25 protein-coding genes are annotated in these 24,044 nt (G+C 29.9%); 5 read left to right on the top strand and 20 right to left on the bottom strand.

The window, feature by feature from the left end; all coding sequences use genetic code 11:
- Nucleotides 1-9 precede the first annotated feature (9 nt).
- Nucleotides 10-1,458 carry a DUF389 domain-containing protein gene (locus ABMY20_RS09280; RefSeq protein ID WP_047790139.1) on the top strand — a complete coding sequence of 483 codons (1,449 nt, stop codon included), beginning with the start codon at nt 10-12 and terminating at the stop codon, nt 1,456-1,458.
- A gap of 132 nt (nt 1,459-1,590) precedes the next feature.
- Here the strand turns inward: ABMY20_RS09280 and ABMY20_RS09285 are convergent, their stop codons facing one another.
- From ABMY20_RS09285 to pdxH, 3 genes are read right to left on the bottom strand one after another with little or no spacing between them, the layout of a single operon-like run.
- On the bottom strand, nt 1,591-2,487 hold the full coding sequence (locus tag ABMY20_RS09285; protein ID WP_073184470.1) for an exopolyphosphatase: 897 nt from the start codon (nt 2,485-2,487) through the stop codon (nt 1,591-1,593).
- A gap of 8 nt (nt 2,488-2,495) precedes the next feature.
- Complete coding sequence (locus ABMY20_RS09290; protein WP_125066999.1) at nt 2,496-2,984, bottom strand: histidine phosphatase family protein; 489 nt, start codon at nt 2,982-2,984, stop codon at nt 2,496-2,498.
- A 30-nt stretch (nt 2,985-3,014) separates the two neighbouring features.
- Entirely contained in the window at nt 3,015-3,662 is a 648-nt protein-coding gene (gene pdxH / locus ABMY20_RS09295; protein ID WP_047790142.1) for a pyridoxamine 5'-phosphate oxidase, read from the bottom strand.
- Nucleotides 3,663-3,897: 235 nt separating this feature from the next.
- On the opposite strand from pdxH, the gene ABMY20_RS09300 reads away from it, so the two are divergent.
- The 3 genes from ABMY20_RS09300 (at nt 3,898) to ABMY20_RS09310 (ending at nt 7,308) form a co-directional block, all read left to right on the top strand.
- Nucleotides 3,898-6,054 carry a TonB-dependent receptor gene (locus tag ABMY20_RS09300; protein WP_349265129.1) on the top strand — a complete coding sequence of 719 codons (2,157 nt, stop codon included), beginning with the start codon at nt 3,898-3,900 and terminating at the stop codon, nt 6,052-6,054.
- A 120-nt stretch (nt 6,055-6,174) separates the two neighbouring features.
- A complete protein-coding gene (locus tag ABMY20_RS09305; RefSeq protein WP_239180124.1) occupies nt 6,175-6,594 on the top strand; it encodes a DUF2141 domain-containing protein in 420 nt (139 codons plus the stop codon).
- 87 nt (nt 6,595-6,681) lie between these two features.
- Nucleotides 6,682-7,308 (top strand): hypothetical protein, encoded by a 627-nt coding sequence (locus tag ABMY20_RS09310; RefSeq protein ID WP_349265130.1) that lies wholly within the window; start codon nt 6,682-6,684, stop codon nt 7,306-7,308.
- Here ABMY20_RS09310 and ABMY20_RS09315 read toward each other — a convergent pair.
- From ABMY20_RS09315 to ABMY20_RS09345, 7 genes are all read right to left on the bottom strand, one after another.
- Complete coding sequence (locus ABMY20_RS09315; RefSeq protein WP_349265131.1) at nt 7,305-7,886, bottom strand: SGNH/GDSL hydrolase family protein; 582 nt, start codon at nt 7,884-7,886, stop codon at nt 7,305-7,307. The two genes, ABMY20_RS09310 and ABMY20_RS09315, sit on opposite strands and share 4 nt — an antisense overlap.
- Nucleotides 7,887-7,905: 19 nt before the next feature.
- The gene (locus ABMY20_RS09320; RefSeq protein WP_349265132.1) at nt 7,906-8,181 is read right to left on the bottom strand and encodes a hypothetical protein; all 276 of its coding nucleotides are present in this window, start codon (nt 8,179-8,181) and stop codon (nt 7,906-7,908) included.
- 239 nt (nt 8,182-8,420) lie between these two features.
- Entirely contained in the window at nt 8,421-9,056 is a 636-nt protein-coding gene (locus ABMY20_RS09325; RefSeq protein ID WP_349265133.1) for a nitroreductase family protein, read from the bottom strand.
- An 11-nt stretch (nt 9,057-9,067) separates the two neighbouring features.
- Nucleotides 9,068-9,490 carry an organic hydroperoxide resistance protein gene (locus ABMY20_RS09330; RefSeq protein WP_047790147.1) on the bottom strand — a complete coding sequence of 141 codons (423 nt, stop codon included), beginning with the start codon at nt 9,488-9,490 and terminating at the stop codon, nt 9,068-9,070.
- On the bottom strand, nt 9,490-9,918 hold the full coding sequence (locus tag ABMY20_RS09335; protein WP_047790148.1) for a MarR family transcriptional regulator: 429 nt from the start codon (nt 9,916-9,918) through the stop codon (nt 9,490-9,492). Before ABMY20_RS09335 ends, ABMY20_RS09330 begins: the two co-directional genes overlap by 1 nt.
- Nucleotides 9,919-10,033: 115 nt before the next feature.
- Complete coding sequence (locus tag ABMY20_RS09340) at nt 10,034-10,591, bottom strand: hypothetical protein (RefSeq protein ID WP_083574841.1); 558 nt, start codon at nt 10,589-10,591, stop codon at nt 10,034-10,036.
- Between the two features lie 10 nt (nt 10,592-10,601).
- Nucleotides 10,602-10,979, bottom strand: coding sequence for a nuclear transport factor 2 family protein (locus tag ABMY20_RS09345; RefSeq protein ID WP_253057024.1), 378 nt, complete (start codon nt 10,977-10,979; stop codon nt 10,602-10,604).
- 307 nt (nt 10,980-11,286) lie between these two features.
- Here ABMY20_RS09345 and ABMY20_RS09350 point away from each other — a divergent pair, with 307 nt between their 5' ends.
- Nucleotides 11,287-11,886, top strand: coding sequence for a leucine-rich repeat domain-containing protein (locus tag ABMY20_RS09350; protein WP_073184449.1), 600 nt, complete (start codon nt 11,287-11,289; stop codon nt 11,884-11,886).
- Nucleotides 11,887-11,913: 27 nt separating this feature from the next.
- Here the strand turns inward: ABMY20_RS09350 and ABMY20_RS09355 are convergent, their stop codons facing one another.
- The 10 genes from ABMY20_RS09355 to ABMY20_RS09400 all read right to left on the bottom strand — a co-directional run bounded on the left by ABMY20_RS09355 (nt 11,914) and on the right by ABMY20_RS09400 (nt 23,773).
- Nucleotides 11,914-12,492, bottom strand: coding sequence for a sugar O-acetyltransferase (locus tag ABMY20_RS09355; protein WP_073184447.1), 579 nt, complete (start codon nt 12,490-12,492; stop codon nt 11,914-11,916).
- Complete coding sequence (locus ABMY20_RS09360; protein WP_047790152.1) at nt 12,489-14,387, bottom strand: family 20 glycosylhydrolase; 1,899 nt, start codon at nt 14,385-14,387, stop codon at nt 12,489-12,491. Before ABMY20_RS09360 ends, ABMY20_RS09355 begins: the two co-directional genes overlap by 4 nt.
- Nucleotides 14,388-14,648: 261 nt before the next feature.
- Nucleotides 14,649-15,581, bottom strand: coding sequence for a hypothetical protein (locus ABMY20_RS09365; RefSeq protein WP_253057023.1), 933 nt, complete (start codon nt 15,579-15,581; stop codon nt 14,649-14,651).
- Nucleotides 15,582-15,658: 77 nt separating this feature from the next.
- The gene (locus tag ABMY20_RS09370) at nt 15,659-16,654 is read right to left on the bottom strand and encodes a hypothetical protein (RefSeq protein ID WP_159613926.1); all 996 of its coding nucleotides are present in this window, start codon (nt 16,652-16,654) and stop codon (nt 15,659-15,661) included.
- Nucleotides 16,655-16,911: 257 nt separating this feature from the next.
- The gene (locus ABMY20_RS09375; protein WP_159613928.1) at nt 16,912-17,754 is read right to left on the bottom strand and encodes a DUF5694 domain-containing protein; all 843 of its coding nucleotides are present in this window, start codon (nt 17,752-17,754) and stop codon (nt 16,912-16,914) included.
- A 434-nt stretch (nt 17,755-18,188) separates the two neighbouring features.
- Nucleotides 18,189-18,716, bottom strand: coding sequence for a hypothetical protein (locus tag ABMY20_RS09380; RefSeq protein ID WP_253057022.1), 528 nt, complete (start codon nt 18,714-18,716; stop codon nt 18,189-18,191).
- Between the two features lie 66 nt (nt 18,717-18,782).
- Nucleotides 18,783-19,526 (bottom strand): hypothetical protein, encoded by a 744-nt coding sequence (locus tag ABMY20_RS09385; RefSeq protein WP_253057021.1) that lies wholly within the window; start codon nt 19,524-19,526, stop codon nt 18,783-18,785.
- Nucleotides 19,526-19,939, bottom strand: a complete 414-nt coding sequence (locus ABMY20_RS09390; RefSeq protein ID WP_034040240.1) for a DUF6884 domain-containing protein — start codon at nt 19,937-19,939, stop codon at nt 19,526-19,528. Before ABMY20_RS09390 ends, ABMY20_RS09385 begins: the two co-directional genes overlap by 1 nt.
- Before the next feature lie 166 nt (nt 19,940-20,105).
- Entirely contained in the window at nt 20,106-22,226 is a 2,121-nt protein-coding gene (locus ABMY20_RS09395) for a DUF262 domain-containing protein (protein ID WP_253057020.1), read from the bottom strand.
- Between the two features lie 179 nt (nt 22,227-22,405).
- The gene (locus tag ABMY20_RS09400; RefSeq protein ID WP_253057018.1) at nt 22,406-23,773 is read right to left on the bottom strand and encodes a hypothetical protein; all 1,368 of its coding nucleotides are present in this window, start codon (nt 23,771-23,773) and stop codon (nt 22,406-22,408) included.
- Nucleotides 23,774-24,044 lie beyond the last annotated feature (271 nt).

The following is a 24,044-nucleotide window of genomic DNA, read 5'->3' on the forward strand; positions in this document are numbered from 1 at the left end:
TTAGAATTTATGGAAGAAAATAAACAAGAAGCAGCAGCGGAGCAATCGAAGCAAGCGATACAGCAAGATGCAAAAGGTTTATGGGAAAAAGTAAAAAAGTTTATTTTAGAGTTACTCGATTTTAGAGATGATACAGACCAAGAAGCAACAATAGAAGCAATAAAAAGTGATATTTCTTTTAAAGGAGCCACAGCTTGGATTTTAATCTGTTCTATTTTTGTGGCATCTATTGGTTTAAATGCAAACTCAACAGCAGTAGTAATTGGAGCCATGTTAATATCTCCACTAATGGGACCTATTTTAGGAGTAGGAATGTCTATTGCTATTAATGATATTGACACATTACGAAAATCGTTAATAAACTTAGCAACTATGATTGTATTGAGCTTATTAACTGCATTTCTATTTTTCTTTATATTTCCACTTCGTGAAGAAACTTCGGAGTTATTAGGTAGGGTAAGACCAGATATTCGAGATGTATTAATAGCTTTTTTTGGTGGTTTAGCATTAATTATTGCACGAACCAAAAAAGGAACAATTGCTTCTGTAATCTTTGGTGTAGCAATTGCAACAGCTTTAATGCCGCCTTTGTGTACTGCAGGGTATGGTTTGGCAATAGGTAATTTTGACTACTTTCTTGGTGCGATGTACTTGTTTACAATTAATACTATTTTTATCGCTTTAGCAACTTTCTTAGTATTAAAACTGTTAGGTTTTACTATGATTCGTTATGTAAATTCAGCTAAACGTAAAAGAATAGCGCAAATAGCGTCTTTTATAGCCTTTTTAGTAATGGTTCCAGCGGTATTTACTTTTGTAGGAGTGTATAATGAGAGTGTAATAGACGCAAACTATAAAAGGTTTTTAAAAGCAAAAGTATACGATAATCCTAACTTATGGCTACAGCGTGAAAGACTAGAAGTTAAAGATAAAACAATAAGCTTGTTTTTTAATGGTGATGTGAGTGATGCAACAGAGTCATTTTTACGTAACGAATTAAAGGCTTTTCCTAAAATAGATTCTTATTCTTTAGTTATAAATGAAAATAAAGCTAAAAGTGTTGATAGAGTAGTAGATGCTTATGATAGAGCTGTAAAAGAATTGGATGAAAAAGACAATGTTATAAAAGGTTTACATATGGAGATTGATGATTTAAAAAGAACCATATCTAATTTAAATCAAACGATTGAACAACAAGCTTTATATAGAGATAAGAATTCAATTCCTTTTAGTAAAATTAGTACAGAGGCAAAAATTAGATTCAATGATATAAAAGAAATGAGTTTAGCTAAAGTTCTATCTTCAAGCGACTTTATAAAAGTAGATACAGCAACAGTAGTATCAGTAAAATGGAATGCAAAGTTAAAGGACTCTATTCTTGTAAAAAATGAAAACGAACTGAGAAGTTGGATACAGAAAGAGTTAAAAACAGACAAAGTACAAATAAGAAGAAACTAAAATAAAAAACCGAGCAAATAGCTCGGTTTTTTTTGATTACTTGTTAGAGAAGTATAGTAAATAAAATATTACTTATACTTATTAAGACACTACAATTCCAAAAGAGTCACAAATAAAAAAGTAATAGTAAATCTAAAGTTTATTAAAGTATAGGCTTTTAATTATTCCGTCAGAAAGCCCAATTTTAGGAACGTATATTTTTCTTGCACCACTCCACTTCATGGCAGATAAGTATATTTTTGTAGCAGGAATAATTACATCGGCTCTATCAGGGTTTAAACTTAATTCCGAGATTCGTTCATGATAACTCATCTTTTTTAAGAATTGGTACTGAGCATTAAGATAAATGTATGAAATAGGTTTACCACTATCTCTACCAGACATTTTAAATAGCTTATTGATATTTCCTCCAGAACCAATTAAAGAAATACGTTTATAGTCACCAGTATTTTCTTCAATCCATTTTTGAACCTTTTTAAAAAGCGCTTTATTTTCAGGTTTTGTATTATTAAGTAAACGTACAGTACCTATTTTAAAAGATTTAGAGTTAATAATTTTTCCTTTAGAAAACAAAGTAAACTCTGTACTCCCCCCACCAACATCAACATATAAGTAAGTAGCATCAGATTCTATTAATTGATTTAAATCTGTTGAAGAAATTATAGCTGCTTCTTTTTTTCCGTCAATAATATCAATCTTAACATCAGTATTTTCTAAAATAGTAGCGGCAACTTCTTCTCCATTTTCAGCTTCTCTCATTGCTGAGGTAGCACAGGCTTTGTATTTTTCAACACCATGAATTTTCATGATTAATTTAAAGGCTTGCATTGCATCAAGCATTCTTTGAGTATTCGCCTCTGATATTTTTCCAGAAACAAAAGCGTCCGCTCCTAAACGAATAGGCACACGAACTAAGGATGATTTTTTAAACTGTGGTTCTTTATTTTTTTCTTCAATAACGTTGGCTACTAATAACCTTACTGCATTAGATCCTATATCAATAGCGCCGTACTTCTTTATCTTCAAAATGTACTGATTTATCTATGGTTTTTAGGAAATTCTACTAAAATTGTATTTCCTTTTTTAATATCTTTCCAGTGCTTTGTATCAAACTCTATTCCAATAACACCGCAAGTAGTTACATGTGCAATAGGTTTGTTTCCAAACTTGTTTACAAAACTATTTATACCATGGTCGTGGCTAAAAACAATAGCACTATTGAAACTATCATCAAGAGCTTTTACAGTTTTTACCAAATAACCATCACTAAAGCTATACAACTGACGCTTTATTTTGAGATTGGATAAAGGATATCCAAAGTTTTCACAAAAAATAACAGCTGTATGAAGCGCTCTGTTGGCACTACTAGAAAGAAATACGTCAGGTCTTTTTATTTCTTCCGCTAGGTACTTAGATAAAAGATGGGCATCGTTAATACCACGTTCTTTTAAAGGTCTGTCAATATCTTTAACGCTCTCATATTTCCATGATGATTTTGCGTGACGAACAATATAAAGTGTTTTCATTTAATTATAAAAAGCTATGTAAATATAAAACTAAGGAGCTAAACGTTCAAGTTTCCAAGAAAAATCTTTTTGTAAGGTGTATCGAATGCGATCGTGCATACGGTTAGGGCGCCCTTGCCAAAACTCAATAGAAACTGGTTTTACTAAAAAACCACCCCAATGTTTAGGTCTAGGGATTTCTTGATTCTCAAACTTTTTTTCAAAAGAAGCAAGATTGTTATCTAGCTCATTACGAGAGGTAACTACCTCACTTTGATTAGAAGCCCAAGCACCTAATTTACTTCCATCTGGTCTCGATTCAAAATACCCGTCAGACAAATTCTCAGCAAGCTTCTCAGCTTTTCCTTTAATGATAATTTGTTGTTCTAAACCAGCCCAAAAAAAAGATAGGCATACATGATTGTTATTTAAAATAGCCTTTCCTTTCTCTGAATTGTAATTGGTATAAAAAATAAAACCTTCCCAAGTGTATTTTTTTAATAAAACAACCCTGCTTTTTGGAAAGCCATCTAACCCGATAGACGCAATCGTCATAGCATTTGCTTCCTCTACCATTTCAGATTCGTCTGCAACAAAAAACCAATCCCTAAACAATTCAATAGGATTCTTAGGACAATTATTCTCTAGTAACTCTCTTTTTTCGTAAGATTTTCTATAGTCACTTAAATCGTGTGCCATTATTGTTAATTTATACTATGTAAAAGTACAACTTTATCAAAAGTATTGTAGGCCTTACATATTAAAATTTAGCAAGATTTGAATAAATAAAAGCAAGAAAGGTAAAATAAGGAGAGTTAAGTAATCTTAGTTTTGATTTGCAAAACAATTCATCCGTAAAATTATACAGTTGAGTATTTCTTTTTGTGTTAAAGTTTGAAAAGAAAGCAGTTTTGTGGTGTCAAAAACGAACAAAATGAAACATTTATTACTTATTGTATGTTTTTTAACGCATACATTATTAATTGCACAAACTACTATTAAAGGAAAAGTAACTGATACTAAAGGAAATCCTATTGAAGGAGCAAATGTATATTTAGCGGGAACTTATGACGGAACTTCGTCTGACGAAAAAGGAAACTTCTCTTTTACAACTTCAGAAGAAGGAGAACAAACATTAACAGTGTCTTTTATTTCTTTTGAAACGTATATAAAAACAGCTGAAGTATCAACGTTTAAGAATTTAAAAATAATACTTCGTGAAGATGTAAATACGTTGGATGCAGTAACTATAAATGCAGGAACTTTTGAAGCCGGAGATAATGCCAAAGTAACAGGGTTAAAACCTTTAGATGTAGTAACCACTGCAAGTGCTTTAGGAGACTTTGTTGGAGCCTTGCAAACACTACCTGGAACCTCTTCGGTTAGTGAAGATGGACGTTTGTTTGTGCGTGGAGGGGAAGCGGAGGAAACGCAAATTTTTATTGATGGAATTCGAGTATTTACTCCGTATAGTCCTTCGGCACGTAACATTCCTACACGTGGTCGATTTTCTCCGTTTTTATTTAAAGGAATTACGTTTTCAACAGGAGGATATTCAGCAGAATACGGTCAAGCATTGTCAAGTGTTTTATTACTAAACACGAATGACGAAGCAGTAAAAGAGAAGACAGATATCTCACTAATGACAGTTGGTTTGGGAGTAGGAAACACTCAGATATTTGGAAAAAGCTCACTAAGTGTGAACGCATCCTATATCAATTTAGCACCCTATCAAAAATTATTTCCCGATAGGAATACTTGGAATAAGCCAGTGCAATCATTAAACGGTGAAGCTGTATATCGTTTTAGATTTAAAAATGAGTCTTTGTTGAAGTTGTACGGAGCTTATAGTTATACTGATTTTGATATGATTCAAGAGGATATTAATTATGAAGATGGATTTCGTTTTGGGTTGAAAAATAGAAACTTGTATTTCAATGGATCTTATAAACAACATTTAGCTAATAACTGGACAGTTACAGGAGGAGTATCGTTTACTAATGATAATTCAAAGATAAACATATTGGATGATAAGGTTGTAGATAATGAAAACTCAGCTCATGTTAAGGCAACGTTGAAAAAGAGATTTTCAAACCGATTTAAACTGAATTTTGGTGCAGAATATTTTATAACCGATTTCTCTGAAGATTATAGAAGTGAAACGAATGGAAATACTACGTACGGACTTGACAATAATATCTTTGGAAGTTTTATTGAAGCAGATATCTTTTTTAGTAAAAAGTTAGCAACGAAAGTAGGAGTACGCATGGAAAACTCTGAATTGTTAGATGAGTTCACCATTTCACCAAGGGCTTCTATAGCTTATAAACCAGGAGAAAATGCACAGTTTTCATTTGCTTACGGACGCTTTTATCAAAATCCTAAAAATGAATACCTAAAATTCAACACGCAATTTAAAGCAGAGAATACTTCTCATTTTATAGCAAATTATCAGTATGTTAAAAACAAACAGATTTTAAGAATAGAAGGATATTATAAAAAGTATCAAGATTTAGTAAAATATGATACTGATAGAGCATTACCCTATTCAAATTTCTCAAACTTAGGAGAAGGGTATTCAAAAGGAATAGATATTTTTTGGAGAGATAATAAAAATGTAAAAAACACAGATTATTGGGTTTCCTATTCGTTTTTAGATACTGAAAGAGATTATAAAAACTACCCAGTAAAAGCTACACCAAACTTTGCATCAAAACACAACTTATCAGTCGTAGCAAAACATTGGATTGCAGATTGGAAAAGTCAAGTAGGAATGAGTTATAATTTTGCATCTGGACGAAGTTATACAAACCCTAATAAAGGTGGGTTTCTGAATCAGAAAACTAAAAATTATAATTCTGTAAGCTTAAATTGGGCATACTTAATTAGTCAGCAAAAAATTTTGTATTTCTCAGTAAATAATGTTTTAGGAACACAAAATGTGTTTGGATATAATTATAAAAACACACCAAATCCAGCTGGGACTTTTAATAGACAAGCTATAATACCATCAGCGGATAGTTTCTTCTTTGTAGGATTCTTTTGGACGATTAGTGATAATAAAAAGGACAACCAGTTAAATAACTTATAATAACAATTGAGTAATTAAAAATAACGATTCAGTATTCTTTTTTATATAATTAACGAAAATCAAAAGATATTTGAATAGTCAAAATAATAATCAATATTATCTAAAATAAATACGAGACAGATGAAAAAAACAATTTTAACAATGATAATTTTATTTGGGTGCTTAACAGCTATGGTAGCTCAAAATACACATACAGTTTCAATTGATTTTAAAGGGATAAAATCAGATAAAGGTGCATTATTTGTGGCATTATACAATACGGAGAAAAGTTTTTTAAAAGAAGGGTATAAGGGAGAGATCGTAAAGATTACTAATAAAAAGGCTAGGGTTGAGTTTCACGATATTCCAAAAGGTACATATGCGGTTTCTTGCTTTCATGATATAAATAATAATAAAAAAATGGATACAAACTTTATAGGAATACCAAAAGAGCCAATAGGAGTTTCTAACGATGCAAAAGGATTTATGGGACCTCCAAAATATAAAGACGCCAAATTCTTGGTAAATAAAGACATATCATTAGTAATTAATATAAATTAACAAAAGAAGAATTAGTTACTTGATAGAGTATTGAAGATACCCTATTTCCTGTAGAGTAATAAAAACAAAACAATTAAGATTAAAAAGATGAAAAAAATAATCACATTAGTACTATTAGTATTTACAATAAGTGTTTCAGCACAAAGTAAATACGAAAAAGGAATGACAAAGGCATTTGAGTTATGGGGAGCAAATAAAACAACGGAAGCAGCTCAATTATTCGAACGTATTTCTAAAGCAGAAAAAGACAACTGGTTGCCGTCTTATTACGCAGGAATGATTAACATTTTAGAAAGTTTTCAAATAAAAGAAGAAGCAACGTTAATAGCTAAATTAAATAAGGCACAAGAGTTTTTAGATACAGCAAAATCCATTTCACCAGAAAACCCTGAAATATTAATTACACAGGCATTATTACATGTTTCATATATGGCTTTTGATGGACAGAAATATGGAATGACCATGTCGATGAAAAATGCTACGTTGTATGAAAAAGCATTGAAAATAGCTCCTAATAATCCGAGAGTTATTTTAAGTAAAGCAGAGTCAGATATGGGAGCAGCTCGTTTTTTTGGACAATCTACAGAACCTTTTTGTAATAGTGTTAAAAGAGCTATTGAGTTAGGAAAGGAAGAAAAAATAAAAGAAAAATTTTATCCTAAATTTAATATACAAAGGGCAGAACAGGTGTTGAAAAAGTGTATGAAGTCCTAATACTTTTCTATTAACTGAACTAACAAGTTAAAAGAATCTTCATTAGCTACCCATTTTTTATACTTTTTAAAAGGGAGTTGTTGAAGGTTTTTTGTTGGATATAATTGATGAAAAATAGTAAGGGCAGCTGCAAAACTTCCAGTTGTTGAAGGATGAAAGTTATCTAAGCTATATAAAGACTCTTTGCCTTTATAAGTATTGTATTCTTTCCATAGATTACCTACAGGAAATAACAAAGCATTATTTTGTTTGGCGGCAGATTTGTGATTTTCAATTACTTTATCAAAAGTATGGTAATATATAACGGATGGCCATACCATAAAGTAACCAAGTTTGGTGTTATATTGCTCGCAAAAGGCTTTTATTGTAGCTCCATCTTGTACTAGCATTTTTTTTCCTTCTGCTTGTGAGGAAGGACCTTGTTGAATAATTAGATAATCGAATTGTTTTTTAGCTAGTAATTTTTGAAGTTTTCCTTCGTTAATATGATCAATAATAGCGTAATTAGGGTAACATAAGCTCTTGGTTTTAATAGTAACACCATGTTGTTTACCAATATACTCCAACATTTTAGGCATGTTGTTCATATAGGTTAAACTATTTCCAATGAATAATATTTGTTGTGCTTGAACTGGAAGTTGAAGAAAGAGAAGTAAGTAAAGTAGTTTTTTCAAAGAAGTTAGTATTATGTTTTATACCTCTATAATTTAACTTATTTTTCAATTCTATTCTACCAAAAGAGGTAATAATAATTTCTCTAGAGTTTGGTTTTTTACGTAACCAATCTTTTTTAATCATTGCTTTGAGAAGAGAAGCACCTAATGCTCCTGCAATGTGATGTTTTCTTTCACTCCAATCTAAACATTGATGCACAAAAGAACGTTTTTTTTTATTGAATAGATTAATAATGTGTTTTCTAAAGTGTTTATAGTTACTTACGTGTTTATTTGAGTGTAAAAGTACATGGCGTTTTTATATCTTATTTCATTGTAAAATGAAGTATGGAATTTATATTAATAAAAAACAAATGCTTTTCTATAAACAGGCAAAACTGTAAGAAAAGCATTTAGTTAAGTGTTTTACTTTTTAATAAAACGGTGTTTATTGCTGTACTATTTTACATCAATAACAAACTCATCTCTAGGAATTCTAACTTTTTTCATTGGTTTAATCCAGTCCTTTTCATTATCGGCATACCCAATGTACATCAATGATACACTTTTTAAGCCTATTTTATCTAACTCTAAAACTTTATCAACCACTTTATTGTCAAATCCTTCAGCAGGACAAGTGTCTACTTTTAACTCTGCTGCTTGTGCTAGAGCTAAGCCTAAAGCAATATAAGTTTGCCTTGAGGTATGTGCAAAATTAACTTCATTAGGAAGATTTAAATATGCTTTTTTAAGCATATCTGTATAACTGCTAAATCTTCCTCTAGGTAAACCTCTTTCATCAGTAGTAAAATCATATACTTTATCTATTCTTTCTGCGGTATAGTTATCCCAAGCAGCAAAAACTAATACATGTGAGCAGTCTTTCATAGAGTCAGGGTTTAAGGCTCCTTGTACTAATTTTTCTTTAACTTCCTGATTAGATATTGAAATGACTCTAAACTGTTGTAGTCCTGATGAGGTTGGTGCTAATCTAGCAGCTTCTATAATTTTTTCAATATGTTCTTCGCTTACTTTTTTATTTGGGTCAAAAGCTTTTACAGCATGTCTCCAGTTAAGGTTTTCTATTAATGACATTGTATTAATATTTAATTATTTGTTGTATTTAATGTTACTTCAATATTTCCTCTTGTAGCATTTGAATAAGGACATACTTGATGTGCTTTTTCGGTTAAATTTTTAGCTTCTTCTAAAGAAACTTCAGGAATATTTACATCTAAGGCTACTGCAAGTCCAAAGCCTCCATTTTCTATTTGGCCAATACTTACTGTTGCTTTAACGGTAGTTGTACCAGTGTTAATTTTAGATTTTTTAATAACTAGGTTTAATGCACTGTCAAAACAAGCCGAATATCCTGCTGCAAAAAGCATTTCAGGATTTGGATAGTCGTCATTAGCGCCTCCAAGGGCTTTAGGGTGTCTAACATCAAGTTCTAAAACTCCGTTTTCACTTTTTACATGTCCATTTCTTCCACCAGTTGCTTTGGCGCTGATATTATAAATTGTTTTCATTATTTATTGATTTGATTTAAAATATATTCTATTGTGTTTTTAAGCTCTATTAATTTTTCTGTAGAAACATTTAATGAAGTCATCATTTGATCAGGAATACAAGTTGCTTTTTTGTGTATGCTTTTACCTTTATCTGTAAGGTTAATTTTTACAACACGTTCATCGGTGGTTTCTCTTTTCCTTTCTATAAGGTGTTTTTGCTCTAGTCTTTTTAATAAAGGAGTAAGAGTGCCACTGTCTAAGTTTAGTTTAGTGCCAATTTCAGATACACTTTGATTGCCTTCTTCCCATAAAACCATCATTACTAAATATTGAGGATAGGTTAAATCTACCTCTTTTAATAAAGGTCTGTATAAACTAATAATTTCCTTGGCAAGTGTATATACAGGAAAACATACTTGATTTTTTAATTTTAATTGTTCTGACATAATTTACTTAAATAACAACACAAAAATACCCAGAAATTAAGTTGCGCACAATTTAATTGTGTTAATGTTACGTGAAAATAGTATTAACTAATTTAGTTCCTAAAAGTTTGGTGTGCTATTTAATTAGATAGGGCTTTCTTAACTCAATTTCCATTGCTCTTTTATAAAAGTTAGCAAACTCTTTTTCTCTATATTTTACTCTCATTGCAGCTAAAACATCAGGCAGCCCTAAGCTAAACCAATTCCAAAGCATGGTGTTAAAATTGTATTTATACATTTGTTTACCTACTTCATTTCTTATTTGCAAGATTTCAGGGGTAGAAATACCGTTTGTATTTAACAAGTTAATTATATTTAAATCATCTTCATGTGTATAAACTGTGTCAAGGTAAGGCTCTAACAGCCAATTCCAGTTTTTAGACTCTTTAAAGGTTGTAATATTGTTTTTTTTAACAAAACTTTTTAAAAGTTCAGCTTTTTCTTTTTGGATAAAAATTACTTCATCCTTAATTTTGATTAAAGGAGGATAAGATTGGTAGCATATAGCGTCTATTTCACAAGCTTTAATTTTTTTATTAGGAAATACTAATGAAGGTTTAAAGGGATACTTTACTATTTCTATTTCAGTACTTAAAATTTTAGACGTTCCAATTCCGCAAATCATGGTATTCATTTCATAGTTTTTATTTTTTTAATTCATTGACTAATTTTCTAGAAGTCACTGTGTCATAAATTATTTTTAGTTTCATTATTTTGTACTCAGAATCAAACTCAATAATATCAACAACATCAAATTCTACTTTTTTATTATTCTTTAAAGTCCATTTGTAAGTAAAGTAGAGTGCTAAATTATTAGAGTCATTTTGTTCAAAAATTCCTTTTATGAAAAGTTCAGAGTTAGAAGTGTCATTATTTAATTCAAGATAAAATTCGTCGGCTTTTCTTATTCCATAAATAGGTGATTCAACAATCCCATTACTATTAAATAAACTAATAATCTCTTTTATGTTTCCGTTTTGGAGATGCATTATATATTTTTTTGCTATTTCAATTTTATTCATAGATAAAAGTTTATTATTTCTTTTTTAACAATTTGTCGGTTTTTTACTTAAACTATTTAAATAATTTACATACCAGATTTTTTCCTTTGTTTTACTATCAGTTATTACAGAGCCTGATTCCTGATTAACTAAAAGAAAAATTTAAATTATAAGAAATATTGTTGTGAGTAGTTTTTTCATACTATAAAACAATATTTTTTGAAACGAATATAAAAACAATAGCAACGAAAACAAATTACTTTTCAAAAATCACTTTCTTCTATATAATTTTAGTATTTGTAATTATCAATAAAACAAAATAAACAGAATGAAAGAGCAGGTTACGATTTTAAAAAATGAAGAGTATTCTTTTAGAGAGTTCAACGGAGGTATTGCAATTTTAGATTATATAGGACAATCAACAAGTGTTGTGATGCCCGACTATATAAACAATAAACCTGTAACGTATATATTAAGGGAGGCTTTTGATGATAAAGGGCTCAAAGCAGTAATCTTACCAAAATTTTTAGAATATATAGACGAGGATGCCTTTTATAAAAATGAAATTAAAGAGTTAGTTATACCGTCAAAAGTTACAGAAATAAGAGGTGGAGCTTTTGGAAGAAATAAAATAGAAAAACTCATTATAAAAGGATCATTAACAACAATTCATATGTTTTGCTTTGTAGGAAATGCACTTACGAGTATAGATTTACCAAAATCGGTCACTAAATTATGTAATGATTGTTTTGCTGAAAATAATTTTGAAGAACTTACAATTCCAGAGCACATAACAACATTAGGGAGCGACTCCTTTAAGGATAGCAAAAAGTTAAAAAAGGTAACTTTACCTCAAAAATTAGAAGATAGTATTACTGGAGCTTTTAGAGGATCAGATATTGAAAATATTGATTTCGTAATATATTAAGGAATAAACTTCTTTATTTTTTAATAGTTAACTATCTAACTTTTTTCTTATTTCACATGGGTTGCCGAAAGCGAGCACATCACTGGGGATGTTTTTAGTAACAGTACTACCAGCACCAATAGTTACATTATTTCCAATAGATACTCCAGGAAAAATTATAGAATTACCACCAATCCAAACATTATCTCCAATAGTTACTGGTTTGGTTGAAGTTAGATAATGAGTTGTGTTATTGGAGTTAATAATACGATCAGAAGCTTTTATGGGGTGTGTAGCGGTATAAATTTGTACATAAGGAGCTATTAAACAATTTTTACCAATGGTAATTTTATTATTGTCTAAAAACATACAGTTAGTGTTTATAAAAGTATTTTCTCCTATAGAAATATTTTCACCATAATCACAAAAAAAAGGCGTTTCTATCCAAACTCCATTACCTTTTGAAGCAAAGAGTTCAGATAAAATTCTATCTCGTTCTAGTGTTAACTCTGAATTTAAGAAATTATATTCTTTTAATAACTTTCTGGCTTTGTGGTAAACTTTAATTAATTCAGGATCTCTTGAATTATAGTAGTCACCATTTAGCATTTTTTGTTTTTCTGTCATCCTTTTAAATAATTTAGTAAGTCTTCTAGTTTTTCGGTAGAATCTTGTAGCCCTCCTTTTCGGTTTCTAAGTAACCAAATTGTTTTATGGTTTTCTATTAAAGTTGTAAGTTCAGAAGCTAATTCCTTTCTTTTTTTCTGTGGAATATTTTTTGTAGCCGTATTTTTAGCTGTTAATCTTGCTAAACCTAAATCAATTCCAAAAAGAGCCAGTTTAGAAGCTTGTTCTAGTTCTTTAATAACGATTAAAGAATCTAAAGCTGTTGGTTGTGCTTTATGTAATAATGCGAGTCCTTTTTTAATTTCAACTTTAGAAGCTAATAAACCACTTTTGGTAATATGTTTGGTTTGGTAATGTCCTTTTATAGTCCATCTAAATCGTCTAATCATTAAATGAAAAGCGTTAGCATTTCCTTCAGGTATTTTAGCTTTTAAGTAAGAATTTCCTAAAGTTAAGACAGCTTTGGCAGCATAACCTGTAGCATCTTTAAATACAAACTTGTTTAAAAGAAAGGCTAAATTTTTTTCTGTTTTATCAGAGTAATTCCATGCATAATTAGCTCCTAAAATTAAGGAGGGATAACTGACAGATTTTGGTTGAAAATGTCCAAAATCTCCCCAATCTGTTATGAGATAACCTTTGGCTTTATATTTTTTTCCTGCTACTGCAGCTTTTTTAAGATTTATAAAGGCATTGGCGTTTCTACCAATTTCAGAACGCCAACTAGACGTACCAGGGCACACGTAAAAATTTAAGTTAGCTTTATGGAATTTAGCTAAATTTTTATCGAAAGGATAAGTAGCATCGTAACCCCAAACTAAAGCAGTCATATTTTTAGGAATATCCTTTATTAATTTAGGATGATTTAGTACAATATCACCCCAAAACTGAGTTTTTTTTCCATTTTTTATAATCTCAGTGTTTAACTTTTTTAAAAAATTTAAATATACTTTTCCTTTACCAATAGAGTCGCATAATGATTTTGATTTACCTAAACCTAACTCTAAAGTTTCATCACCTCCTATATTAGCATAATTGCTAGAAAAGTTGGGTAAAAGCTCTGCATATAACTCTTGTATTAATTTAAATGATTCAGGGTTTGTAGGGGCGAGGGCAGTCCTTTTTTTATTACCCCATTTTGTTTTACAATTGGTTTCACACTCACTTAAACTTAAGTATTCATCATGTTTTAACCAATTTTCCATATGTCCAAAAGAATTTTGGTTAGGTACTAAATCTATTCCTTTTTTTAAACAATAAAAATCGAGTTGTTGAATTTGGCTGGCTGTAAGCGGACTCGCATTTTTCCATACAATGGGATGATTACGATAAGCAAAAGTATGTTCTGTATAAAGTTGTAACTCGTTAATTCGCCATATTGCTAATTGATCTATTAACTGATATAAACTTTCCATTTTAGGTACTTTGTTCCGACTTATATCTAACATGTAACCTCTCTTTTCAAAATCAGCCCAATCACTAATTTTAAGGGTAGGCAATGAGTTGTGCTTATCTTTAGCGTAAGATATTAATTGGTTTAAAGTTTGTTTACCATAACGTAAAGCACTTATATTTTTAGCAGATAAATTAATTTCTGAAGCTTTAAGTTCTAGCTCATATGCATCTATATTTGGAAGACTATTATCTATTTCAAAACAAACTTTAAAATTTCCTCTGTTAGTTTGTATAATATGTTTACCTGTAAAGGCTTCATTATTACTTGTTTTTAAAAAATTATCTAAAAACATTATTTGTGCTTGTTCTACAGCAATAGTATTTTTCTTAATAGATATTTTTTGAGGTGTAAAAAGTAGGTGTTTTATAATTGTATCATTAGCAAAAGCCAAATAGTTTGAGAGTATAAAAATAAAAAAAACAACTCCTCTTAAATTCATATTAATATTATTTGCGATTAAAGTTTAAAGATACGTTTAATCTAGACTTTAGTTGTGTAAAGTAGTAAGATTTTAGCACTTTTAGTATCTGTTTTTTTGAAAATTTATAAGAAAAGAGAGTCAAAGTACTCTCTGTGTGAAGTTCTAATTGTTAATGATGAAGTTGTTACTAGAGCTTGTAAACATATTAATATTATAAGAATCCAATTAAGTTAAAAGAAGTAATCGAGGAAGTCTTGTAATAATTGCTATAATCAGTATTTATTTTGTCAATATCCAGTTTATTAGGTCTTTTTTGTCAACAATAGCCCAACTGTGAGGGTGTCGTTCACCATTAGCTCTATATCCTTTGTTTGTTGTAGGTATATACTCAACATTATTAAAACCTTTAGTTTTTAAACTCTCATATAGTTTTTTGATATAGAAAGCATTCATTTGGTCATAATCAGCCATTCTATTCTTTTTCCACCATAAAGTATCAGGTTCTGTGTAAAGTCTAATCTTAGTGCTTTTTAGTTTCTCTATGTTAGAAATATTGTCTGTATTAGAGGTAAAAACAGCCTTCTCCTCGTATTTTTTAATACTGTCTTTAGGATTGCCAAAGTTATTACCTAATGTTTCTAATAGCCAAGTACTTTCTAGAATTGCAGATTCTGAAAAGTTTCGCTCTATACTTTTTTCTGAAGATTTATACAAAGCAACCAAGTCTATTGGGGAATCTACTATAAATACTCCTTTTGGGTCGATATAGAACTGTTTCTTCCCAACAATATAATTGCTTATTAAAAGACTAACAACTCCACCACTTGAAAAACCTCCAATAAAAATATTGTCAGTTGGTAATTGGTTTTCTGTAATTATAGTTTGTAAACTTTTAGCAAGTTGTTGTTGTTCGTTTTCTTCAAGCCATAATTTCTGATTAAGATTAGAAAGTATAACCGCAATATTATTTTTTCTAGCGATATCAAGAATTTTAAACTCTCTTTTAATGTCTTTAGCAACTTCAGGGTAACCACCAAACAAAATTAAAACTGCTTTAATTTCTTTAGTTGGTTTATAAAGTTCATAATCTTCTTTTATAAGCTCGGTAAACTCAAACTTTTCAGGAGTTACTTGTTGTTTTTCTTGTTTGCTCTGCTTACAGGAAGCAACTGCAATAAAAGCTAGAATTAAAATTATTGTAAGTTTTTTCATTTGTATTCAATGTTTTGCTAGGGTAGTTCGGTTAAAAATAGGTGAGAACAATTGATTAATTATAGCTAAAGATTTTATTAGATATCCATTCCATAATCCCATTTTTTTATGCCTTTTTCCTTTAGTCTATCTTTTAAATCATTTTCTAACCAAAAGAATAAGTTAGTATATTTTACTGTTTTAGAGTTTAAAAGGAAGTCGGTTGCTTGTTTTAAAAGTTCTTTTCGGTAAGCTGCTTTAAAGTTTTCAGGAAAAGATAGTAAAAAAACTTCTAGGTTTTGTAATTGATTTAAATTGGTAATATCTGTTAACCTACTATTATTGTCAATTTGGATTCGCTTAAGATTTTTTAACCTAGATAAGTTGGGTAAACTTTCCATTTTGGACATACCTTCAAAATATAGAGAGTTTAAGCTTTCCATATATTTTAGAAAATCATAATTAGGTATTTGTCTTGTTCTACTTATTTCAAGAGTCTTAATACTTTTAATGTTAGCAATTGAATCAATATTTTTATAACTACCATATAACAAACGTAATTGTTTAAGATTGTTTAGGTTGTTGATTGCATCTAGATTGTTCATTTTAACACCACGAAATGTTAGGTGTTCAAGTTTTGAGAGTTTCGATACGTTTTCAAGTCCTTTTTTCATTCCATCAATCCGAAGAGAGGTTAAATTTTGAAACTCCTTAATAAAACTTAAATCAACAGCAACAGATTTAGTTTCTCCTATTCCTAAATCAGTTAGATTTTTATTCTGTAGTAAAGGTGTATAGTTGGAAGTATTATAAGAAGAAACATCAAAATTTCTTAAATTAGGTAGTTGAGAATAAAAATCGAAATTCATTTTATCATACCACGCAATTCTTAATCCAATTTCTGGATATGTCTTATAAAACTCATTTAGAATATTCCAAGTTCTTTTTTCGGGGTTTGTGAATTGGAAAAATTGTAGTGAGTGAATATTCTTCTCTTTAATTAGTTTTGGAATATCTAAAGGTTCTAAATCACTATATATATTAATATTTCCATTAAAATTCCCCCATTTTTCTTTTTCGTTAGTTTCTTTCATTTATTTTTTGATTATGTACGATAGTGCTACTTAGGGATATATGAGAAAGTTATAAAGAGTTGAATTGTTGATGATTCTTTTGAACGATCAATAATTCAGCTCCCTAAAATTATTAATATGAGATAACTTAAAAAAGAATTAGTAACTTTTAAAAATTAGGCTAGTATTTTCCGTTGCAATCGAAAGATAGTAAAAAGTCAATTGATTCCTTGTTAAGGGGGTTAAATTTAATGAGTTATGGGTGTTGTTGATGATAGTTATTTTTCGCCAATATTAGTCAAATCAACATACTCTGTATTTTTTGAACTTCTGTAAAAGTCTTTTAGAATTGCACTATGTCCAGCTCCAATAATAACTAAAACTCTGTCATTTTCGTTAATTAAATCATCAATATTTTTTTTAATATAAATATTCCGTTTGTACCAATTTGAGACATAGTCTGATGCTGGTGAGTTTCCATTTTTAGAAATGTTTAAAATTCCATCTAGGTACAGGTTACGATTAAAGTTATCTGATTCAGAAGTGTTCAAATTTGCCAAAGATTCGCCTAAAGTATGCGTTTTTAAATATTCTGTTTCTTTACTTGCCCAAACCTTAGCTGACTTTAAAGTATTAGCGAATTCTTCCATAAGTTTTTTTTCATTAAGGTATTCGATTAATTCAGTATCTCCAAGTTCCAAATGATAATCAATTCCATAAATTTTATTCAAATTCAACTCTTTAGCTAATCTGAAACCTATTTGATAAAGTTCATTATTTGGTAGTTCGTATTTTCCTTTTTTAAAGTCAATAAGTTTTTTACTCAAAGAGTCTGTTAGTATAGGCTCTCTTTCTACTAAAATTTTTGTTGGTTTGAATTTCGCCAAATTTTCTACTAATTTCTTTAACTCCAATTGTCTTTTGCTAGAATTTAAATCCTCAATAATTATAGCAGAATAATCAGTGGTATTTGCAAAATGAAATGTTCCAAGAATGCTTATTTTTCCTTTTTTTAAATCTTCTTTTAGAGCTATTTTTTTAGGCTTTGATTGCTCTTTTTGTGTTATACTTTCACAACTAAAAAGCATGATAGTCAATAAAAATAAAACTGTTATTCTCATATTTGAATTTTTAAGAGTATACCCCATAATTAATGGCAATATGTTTGTGTATGGTTTATTACGTGTTTTAAGCACCGAATTTAGTAAATACAAACTAAATAGAAAATCCGCGAGGTTTTTTGTAAATAGCTGATAAGTAGTAATTACTTATGGGAGTCGTTGTTGTACGTTTATAGTTTTTAAAAAAACGGTTCTTCTAATACCACCTTATTACTTCCTTCTCGAAAGGTATTATCTTTGCTGTTTATCAGTTCAAAAGTAGGATATTGTACTCTTATTCTTTTTCTTTATGTGTAATAGTAGTTATTACTTTAGCTCCATATTTTGGAGAAATACTAATAAAATACAAAGCAAAAAAACTGTTAGACATAATGAAAGTACATTAAACTTTAAGACTAAACCTTTATTAATTATAATAAATATTGTAGATAGTTTTACTTCCAGAGTTCCCACCATTTTTTATTTTTTTCTTTAATGTTTTTGTCTGACGTTTTTTCCTTCAATTCAATTTCATTTTTAACCTTTTCTTCTTCTATCTTAACAAACTCCTCTTTTATATACTTTACTGTAGAACTCGATGTATTTGGGTTGTTTATAATGTAATCTAAAAGATCTTCCATTTTTTCATTTCCTACATAAGTAACATTAGAGTTAAAAAGTGCATTTAGGTTCATAATCGTTATATCAGAAGCTTTTCTTTTTAAAGAATTTACATATTCTTGTTCAAAACCATTCATGTCTTCTAGTGAATACATGATATTCCAAAATACATTAGGCTCACTTACCTCACTGAATCTTTCTAATACCTTAAATAAGGTAACCATAGCTTTGTTTGATGTATGTTTTTTTAAAAAATTACCGTAAAGTTCATTAAAAAGATTTTCCAAAGGTGTAAAATCATCATTTTCTGGTCTAAAATTTTCTATTTTGTATAAAAGTTCTTTTTCAGTATAATTTTTCATCTTTTTTATTTTTCTGATTATTTAATTTAATAGTGGTGTGTAATAAGTTACTAAAACAAGCTTTTGCTATTGTGAAAAGTGATTTATAGTGTGGTAGGTACAAACTATAAAAGTACTTTGGTTTAAAAAAGTATAAAATGCACTTGTTTTTTGCCTCAGTTCTTTGTTGTAAGTAGTGCTTTTTACTATTTCTTTTAATTCGGTCAGTTCATTTTCTGATAAAGATTGTTTCCATAATTCATTTACTAACCATAATCCACTATCTTTTATTTTCTGCTTTGGTGAGGATAATCCTAACCAAATTTTACTCGGTTTACAATTCGTGCAATTTGAAATTGTAGAAATTATTCTTGACTCAATCCTTAACCTTTGTTCTTTTTCCAAAACCTCAAAAACTGCAAATGAAAAATTGTTTTGAATATATTCAGTTACCTTTTTCTCAATTCTTTGTTGTCTTTCAAAGTCTATTTGCTCCAAATATTTTTCTTTATTAGCCCTTGTTGTCAAATCTAATTCCCATTGCTCTAAAAAACTGTCATTTTCTAAATTCAGTATTGCTCTACCAATATTTTTCCTAAAAATACTACGGTCTTTATTTTCTTTAACAAAATGTTGTTTTAATCTTGATTGAAGTTGGTTATCTCCTGTATGAGTTCCAATTCTTACAATTCTTTTCAGTCCATTAAATTTCTCTCCCTTTTCAAACAGAATATAAATTCCATTTTTCGGTATTTCTTTATTGTTGAAAGGAAATGAGTGTTCTTTTAATTCATTAAAAATTTCGTGTATTTCGTTACAAATTTTGCTCATTATTTGTTTTGTTTAGTAAGCCATTGAAGTTGTTCTCCAATTTTTAATCCTTGCATTGGAATTTTTATGTGTTCTAATTCTGGCAACAAGTACTTTCGGTATTTGTCTCCTGCTAAAAAAGTGAACTGGTCATTTTTCAAATCCGCTACAGAATTTAGCTGATTAACAACCATTTTTGACCATTCCTTTCTTTCGCTGACATTCATTTTATTCAGCGTTTTGTCATAAGGTTCGATTTCGTCTGTCAATTTTAGAAGTCCGTGTTTTGCAGAAAGTATAAAAATTCCGTTTGGATTTAATGACTTTGCATAGGTCAAATTCTTTTTGAAAAGTGAACTTGTATAAATCTTTTCCGCTGTGGCCTTTCTGTCCAGTTTTTTACTGACACAAGAAATTAGAACTATGTTTTTCATTCAAGCACAATGTTTTTTCGGCATTACTTACAACGGTCTAGGCTATGAACAGTTGCGTGGTTTAGCACAGACTTTTGCAAGTACACTACAAGCTGAAAATTCCTGCGGAATTTTCAGGATAAGCCAGTAAAAGCAATTGTTTATAGCCATTGTTGCCACCAGTTATTTAATTCCAATGTAGTCTTTCATACTCGCTTTGTTCCGCTCTGTTTTTCGGAACTGACGAATTCCCAATCCGTACATAAAAATTTTCTTTTCCCTCAAAAGTCGCAAAGACTGGTTTTCCGCTTTTTAGAATTTGAATTTTACAAATTGTCTTTTCGTCAATAGTCGGAAAGCTAACTTTCAAATATTTCTCGAAGCTTGAACCCAAATATTTTGATATAATATTTCTTAAATGCAATTCAAACCCGTCAATGTCTTTCTTTGAAAGAGTTTCACAGTCTTTGTCAATTCCCAAAGCATTTCCATCATCGTCAACGCCAATGATTAAAATACCTCCATCAGTATTTAAAAAAGCTGAAATGGTTTTTGCAATTACAAACTCCAATTTTTTATTGACTGTGTTTTCTCGCATATCATATCGCAAAGTTGATTTCAATTCCAATCTTTCGTTTTCGCCAATTAAGATTAATTCTTTTAATTCAGTATCCTCTACTGGCATTTCATTTTTAAGCTCGATACGGTTTTTTAGGGCTTTGAAAATCGAATTAGCTCTTTTTTCTAAAAACACAGAGTAATCATCGCTGTAAATACCAAATTCGTCTATGTTGTCAATCAAGTGGGATTTTATGGATTTGCTCAAACCTTCGTTCTCGTCTATAAAATCTTGAATGTAGATTGAAGGTGCTTTTGCTCTAATTTTTCTTTTGTTTAAATCCGCTCCGACTAAAGTAATGTTAACAATACTGTTTTCATTACCAATGCCTCGTTTTCGCAGATAAGATTTCGGGAAGAAATGATGATAGTTCTTACTGTTAGCCATTTTGAGCCAAGAATTGTCAAGAATGACTTTTCCATTATCACTAAAGTCTTTGGGCTCGAAGTAAGCTAAAAGACAAAGAACAGCTTTACAATAACTATTACCTGCACTAAATCCTGTATCTATTAAGTCCTTTGGTGAGTTTAAGAAGACTTTTATTTCATCATAATTTGGTCTTTGCTCTTGAAGAATTTGGTCAATTCTCTTGATGTCTTGCGCAAGTTTAGATTCGGTTGAACTTGAATATCTATATGATAGCGAAATACGCCAAAAGAATTCTTCCAAGTACTTAATTTGTTTTCCTTTAGGTTTCTCTTTTTGGAAATAAAAGAAGTAACTGAAGGGAACTAAAAGAGCATCATAAGGTAAAAGAGTGGAAACAGGAATTCTGTAAACAGAACGGAAATAATCAATACTCTCTTTTAATGCCGAAATAACATCATCCCAAGTGTCTATAATGCTTTGTTTGTCCAGTTGTAAAACTACTTTTCTCTTACACTCCTTGTTTTTGCTTAAAATCAAACTTAAGACGTTAAGTATAACGGTACTCGAAATGGTGTCGTATTTACTTACTTCAAGTTCTTTGAGTAGTTTTTGGAACTTTGCCTGCATATCAAACTTCTGTTCTTCATCGTATGTTTTTGCAGACATAATTTCAAACAACGTAAGTGTTTGTCCGCCTGTATTTATTCGAGTAAAAACTTCAATTGCAGAATCTATATCCTCTTTGCGAAGTACAACTGTTGAAAAGTCGTATGTTGAAAACGTTTGAGAATATTGATGAATTTTTTTGAATTGCTCATCTGAAAAACGCTTTTTTATTTCAAGTAAATTATCGTTGAAATTAAGAACTTCATTCAAAGTTATGAATGTACTTTCAGGTTGCTCTGAAACTATGATTTGTTCATCATTGTTATCAACGTCGCCCTCTAAATCAACAAAAATAGAACCGTAGTTTGTAATCTTTTTTTCGCCCTCTTTTTGGATTGAAGCACCTAAAAATGCGGCATACAATGACGTAATTCTTTGTTGTCCGTCCAAAACGTATTGAACTTTAATATCATCTGGAATTGGTGGCAATTCAAGGTTTCCGATATTCTTAATGTCATTAAGTCGTTCATTTGTTTCCCAAAGTATAAAAGTTCCAATTGGATAGCCTTTTAAAATACTGTCTAATAGTTTGGCTGTTTTATCAATGCTCCAAACAAAATCTCGTTGAAATTTCGGAATCTTAATCTGTCCTTTTTGTATTTCGGATATTAAGTCCGTGTATTTTTTTGAGTCTGGTTTTGGTTGTTTATTCATTCAGTTTAATTCTTTTTCTGTCGTTGGTTTTAATTGGTGGCAACGTATTTGTGTATGATTTTTTGCGGGAAAAGGACGCGAGTCATTTTCCGATGTTGCGGAAAGATAATTAATAAGATTGAATTTCCGGTGAGGAAATACAGCCGTAATTAATTATACACGGTGTTGTGCTTTCGTACTTATTCATTTAGTAATATTCTACTTTTTCGTTTTCCCTTATATTCAACCATTCTTAAAATAATCTCTCTGATTAATTCGTCTAATAAATAAAAAGTAGTAATACCTTCTTGACCTTCTCCAATATCTCCTCTGTGAACTGTTTTATGTCTAACAACATCTATTAGCTTTTCTATTTTTGGCGTTATAGGAATATTAAAATCGTTGATGATTCTATACATTTTGTCTGTTGTTGAATGTCTTTTAATCTGGTTTAAATTTCCAATCTTACTTTTCACAGTATTATATGCGTTGCCGAATTTATCTTTATTCAAGTCTATGATTTTATTAAGTTCTTTTTTTATTGGGTTATAATCAGTTTTATTTGGTAAAAATTCCTCTTTATCTCCAAGAAACTCAACATACATAGTTGTTAGTCTTTCAAATGCAATAATTTGAATAAATACTTTCTCTTCAAGACTTTTAGTTTGCTCTGAATTATTAAGATAAAAGATAATTGATTTTATATCTATTTTTTCACACCATTTTATGAATTTGTCAAAGTTGAACATTAGAAATTTACCTAAAACATTTTCTCCTCTATGGAAAGGGTCATTTATAGGAATATAGCTGTTGTATCGTCTGTTGTCAATTTTTTTAAAAGAATATGTTACTACTTTTTCCGCGTCTATCTTTCCAATCGTATAATAAGAACCATAACATTCTTTTCTTATTCTGACTTCAGCTCCATTGATGAAAGAGAGAGCTGAAATGTAAGAATGCTTAATTTCTAAAAATAATTCATAAGTTAATCTATTACTATTCTCTTCAGTAAACTCAACTATGATATCATCGCTATCTTCTGATAACTTATAGTAAGTTTGGCTATATGGAAATCTTTTATGAACTAAATTAGTTGTGGAATGGTCTCTTTTTAAATTGTTAAAATCCTCAATTTTTTGTCCACCTCTTTCTCTAATTTCTTCTGTGAAATCCGAAAATTCAATTTTTAATCCTTCTAAAACAAGATATTTAATCAATGGTTTGAAATCACTTTCTTCAAATCCTTTTTTCTTATCCTTTATATGCTCCATTTTTCCATAACTTACCATTTTAATTCTCGAAAGATGTGGATTGTTTTGAGAAAATCTTAGATTATCTATTATTAGAATATTATTTTCCTCTGTAATACAAGTTAGGTTATAGTTAGATTGCCAATACTCTCTAGAACTATCATTCGTCAAAGCTTTTAAGTCATATTCCTCATTTACATATAGATCAAGTCTAATAAATCCATCATCTGAATAAACTATACCAAAAAAGAACGGAATAGTTATATTTTCCGAGATCACTTGACCCTTTTTAATTCTATATATTTCTTGAAGTTCCATTTTTCAGGTATGAAGCACAACTAGTTTATATACGTAATAAAATTACTTATATATTCCTTTTACGGTAGGGTATACGGAACTTTTAGCAATTTTATTAACACTCTCAAATATAAAAAAAGTAAGATAAAAAAGTGTAACTTTTTTATCGGGTCGACACCCCAAGCCTAATCGGGTCGACACCCCAAGCCTAATCGGGTCGACACCCCAAGCCTAATCGGGTCGACACCCCAAGCCTAATCGGGTCGACACCCCAAGCCTAATCGGGTCGACA

This window comes from Tenacibaculum sp. SSH1-16, assembly GCF_040104435.1.
GTDB lineage: Bacteria > Bacteroidota > Bacteroidia > Flavobacteriales > Flavobacteriaceae > Polaribacter > Polaribacter mesophilus.

Bases quoted from the DNA above. Each gene is read 5' to 3' on its own strand.
- ABMY20_RS09280 (WP_047790139.1), top strand. From the start codon at position 10: ATGGAAGAAAATAAACAAGAAGCAGCAGCGGAGCAATCGAAGCAAGCG.
- ABMY20_RS09290 (WP_125066999.1), bottom strand. From the start codon at position 2,984: ATGAAAACACTTTATATTGTTCGTCACGCAAAATCATCATGGAAATAT.
- pdxH (WP_047790142.1), bottom strand. From the start codon at position 3,662: ATGGCACACGATTTAAGTGACTATAGAAAATCTTACGAAAAAAGAGAG.
- ABMY20_RS09300 (WP_349265129.1), top strand. From the start codon at position 3,898: ATGAAACATTTATTACTTATTGTATGTTTTTTAACGCATACATTATTA.
- ABMY20_RS09305 (WP_239180124.1), top strand. From the start codon at position 6,175: ATGAAAAAAACAATTTTAACAATGATAATTTTATTTGGGTGCTTAACA.
- ABMY20_RS09310 (WP_349265130.1), top strand. From the start codon at position 6,682: ATGAAAAAAATAATCACATTAGTACTATTAGTATTTACAATAAGTGTT.
- ABMY20_RS09315 (WP_349265131.1), bottom strand. From the start codon at position 7,886: ATGCCTAAAATGTTGGAGTATATTGGTAAACAACATGGTGTTACTATT.
- ABMY20_RS09325 (WP_349265133.1), bottom strand. From the start codon at position 9,056: ATGTCATTAATAGAAAACCTTAACTGGAGACATGCTGTAAAAGCTTTT.
- ABMY20_RS09330 (WP_047790147.1), bottom strand. From the start codon at position 9,490: ATGAAAACAATTTATAATATCAGCGCCAAAGCAACTGGTGGAAGAAAT.
- ABMY20_RS09335 (WP_047790148.1), bottom strand. From the start codon at position 9,918: ATGTCAGAACAATTAAAATTAAAAAATCAAGTATGTTTTCCTGTATAT.
- ABMY20_RS09340 (WP_083574841.1), bottom strand. From the start codon at position 10,591: ATGAATACCATGATTTGCGGAATTGGAACGTCTAAAATTTTAAGTACT.
- ABMY20_RS09345 (WP_253057024.1), bottom strand. From the start codon at position 10,979: ATGAATAAAATTGAAATAGCAAAAAAATATATAATGCATCTCCAAAAC.
- ABMY20_RS09350 (WP_073184449.1), top strand. From the start codon at position 11,287: ATGAAAGAGCAGGTTACGATTTTAAAAAATGAAGAGTATTCTTTTAGA.
- ABMY20_RS09355 (WP_073184447.1), bottom strand. From the start codon at position 12,492: ATGACAGAAAAACAAAAAATGCTAAATGGTGACTACTATAATTCAAGA.
- ABMY20_RS09360 (WP_047790152.1), bottom strand. From the start codon at position 14,387: ATGAATTTAAGAGGAGTTGTTTTTTTTATTTTTATACTCTCAAACTAT.
- ABMY20_RS09365 (WP_253057023.1), bottom strand. From the start codon at position 15,581: ATGAAAAAACTTACAATAATTTTAATTCTAGCTTTTATTGCAGTTGCT.
- ABMY20_RS09370 (WP_159613926.1), bottom strand. From the start codon at position 16,654: ATGAAAGAAACTAACGAAAAAGAAAAATGGGGGAATTTTAATGGAAAT.
- ABMY20_RS09375 (WP_159613928.1), bottom strand. From the start codon at position 17,754: ATGAGAATAACAGTTTTATTTTTATTGACTATCATGCTTTTTAGTTGT.
- ABMY20_RS09380 (WP_253057022.1), bottom strand. From the start codon at position 18,716: ATGAAAAATTATACTGAAAAAGAACTTTTATACAAAATAGAAAATTTT.
- ABMY20_RS09385 (WP_253057021.1), bottom strand. From the start codon at position 19,526: ATGAGCAAAATTTGTAACGAAATACACGAAATTTTTAATGAATTAAAA.
- ABMY20_RS09390 (WP_034040240.1), bottom strand. From the start codon at position 19,939: ATGAAAAACATAGTTCTAATTTCTTGTGTCAGTAAAAAACTGGACAGA.
- ABMY20_RS09395 (WP_253057020.1), bottom strand. From the start codon at position 22,226: ATGAATAAACAACCAAAACCAGACTCAAAAAAATACACGGACTTAATA.
- ABMY20_RS09400 (WP_253057018.1), bottom strand. From the start codon at position 23,773: ATGGAACTTCAAGAAATATATAGAATTAAAAAGGGTCAAGTGATCTCG.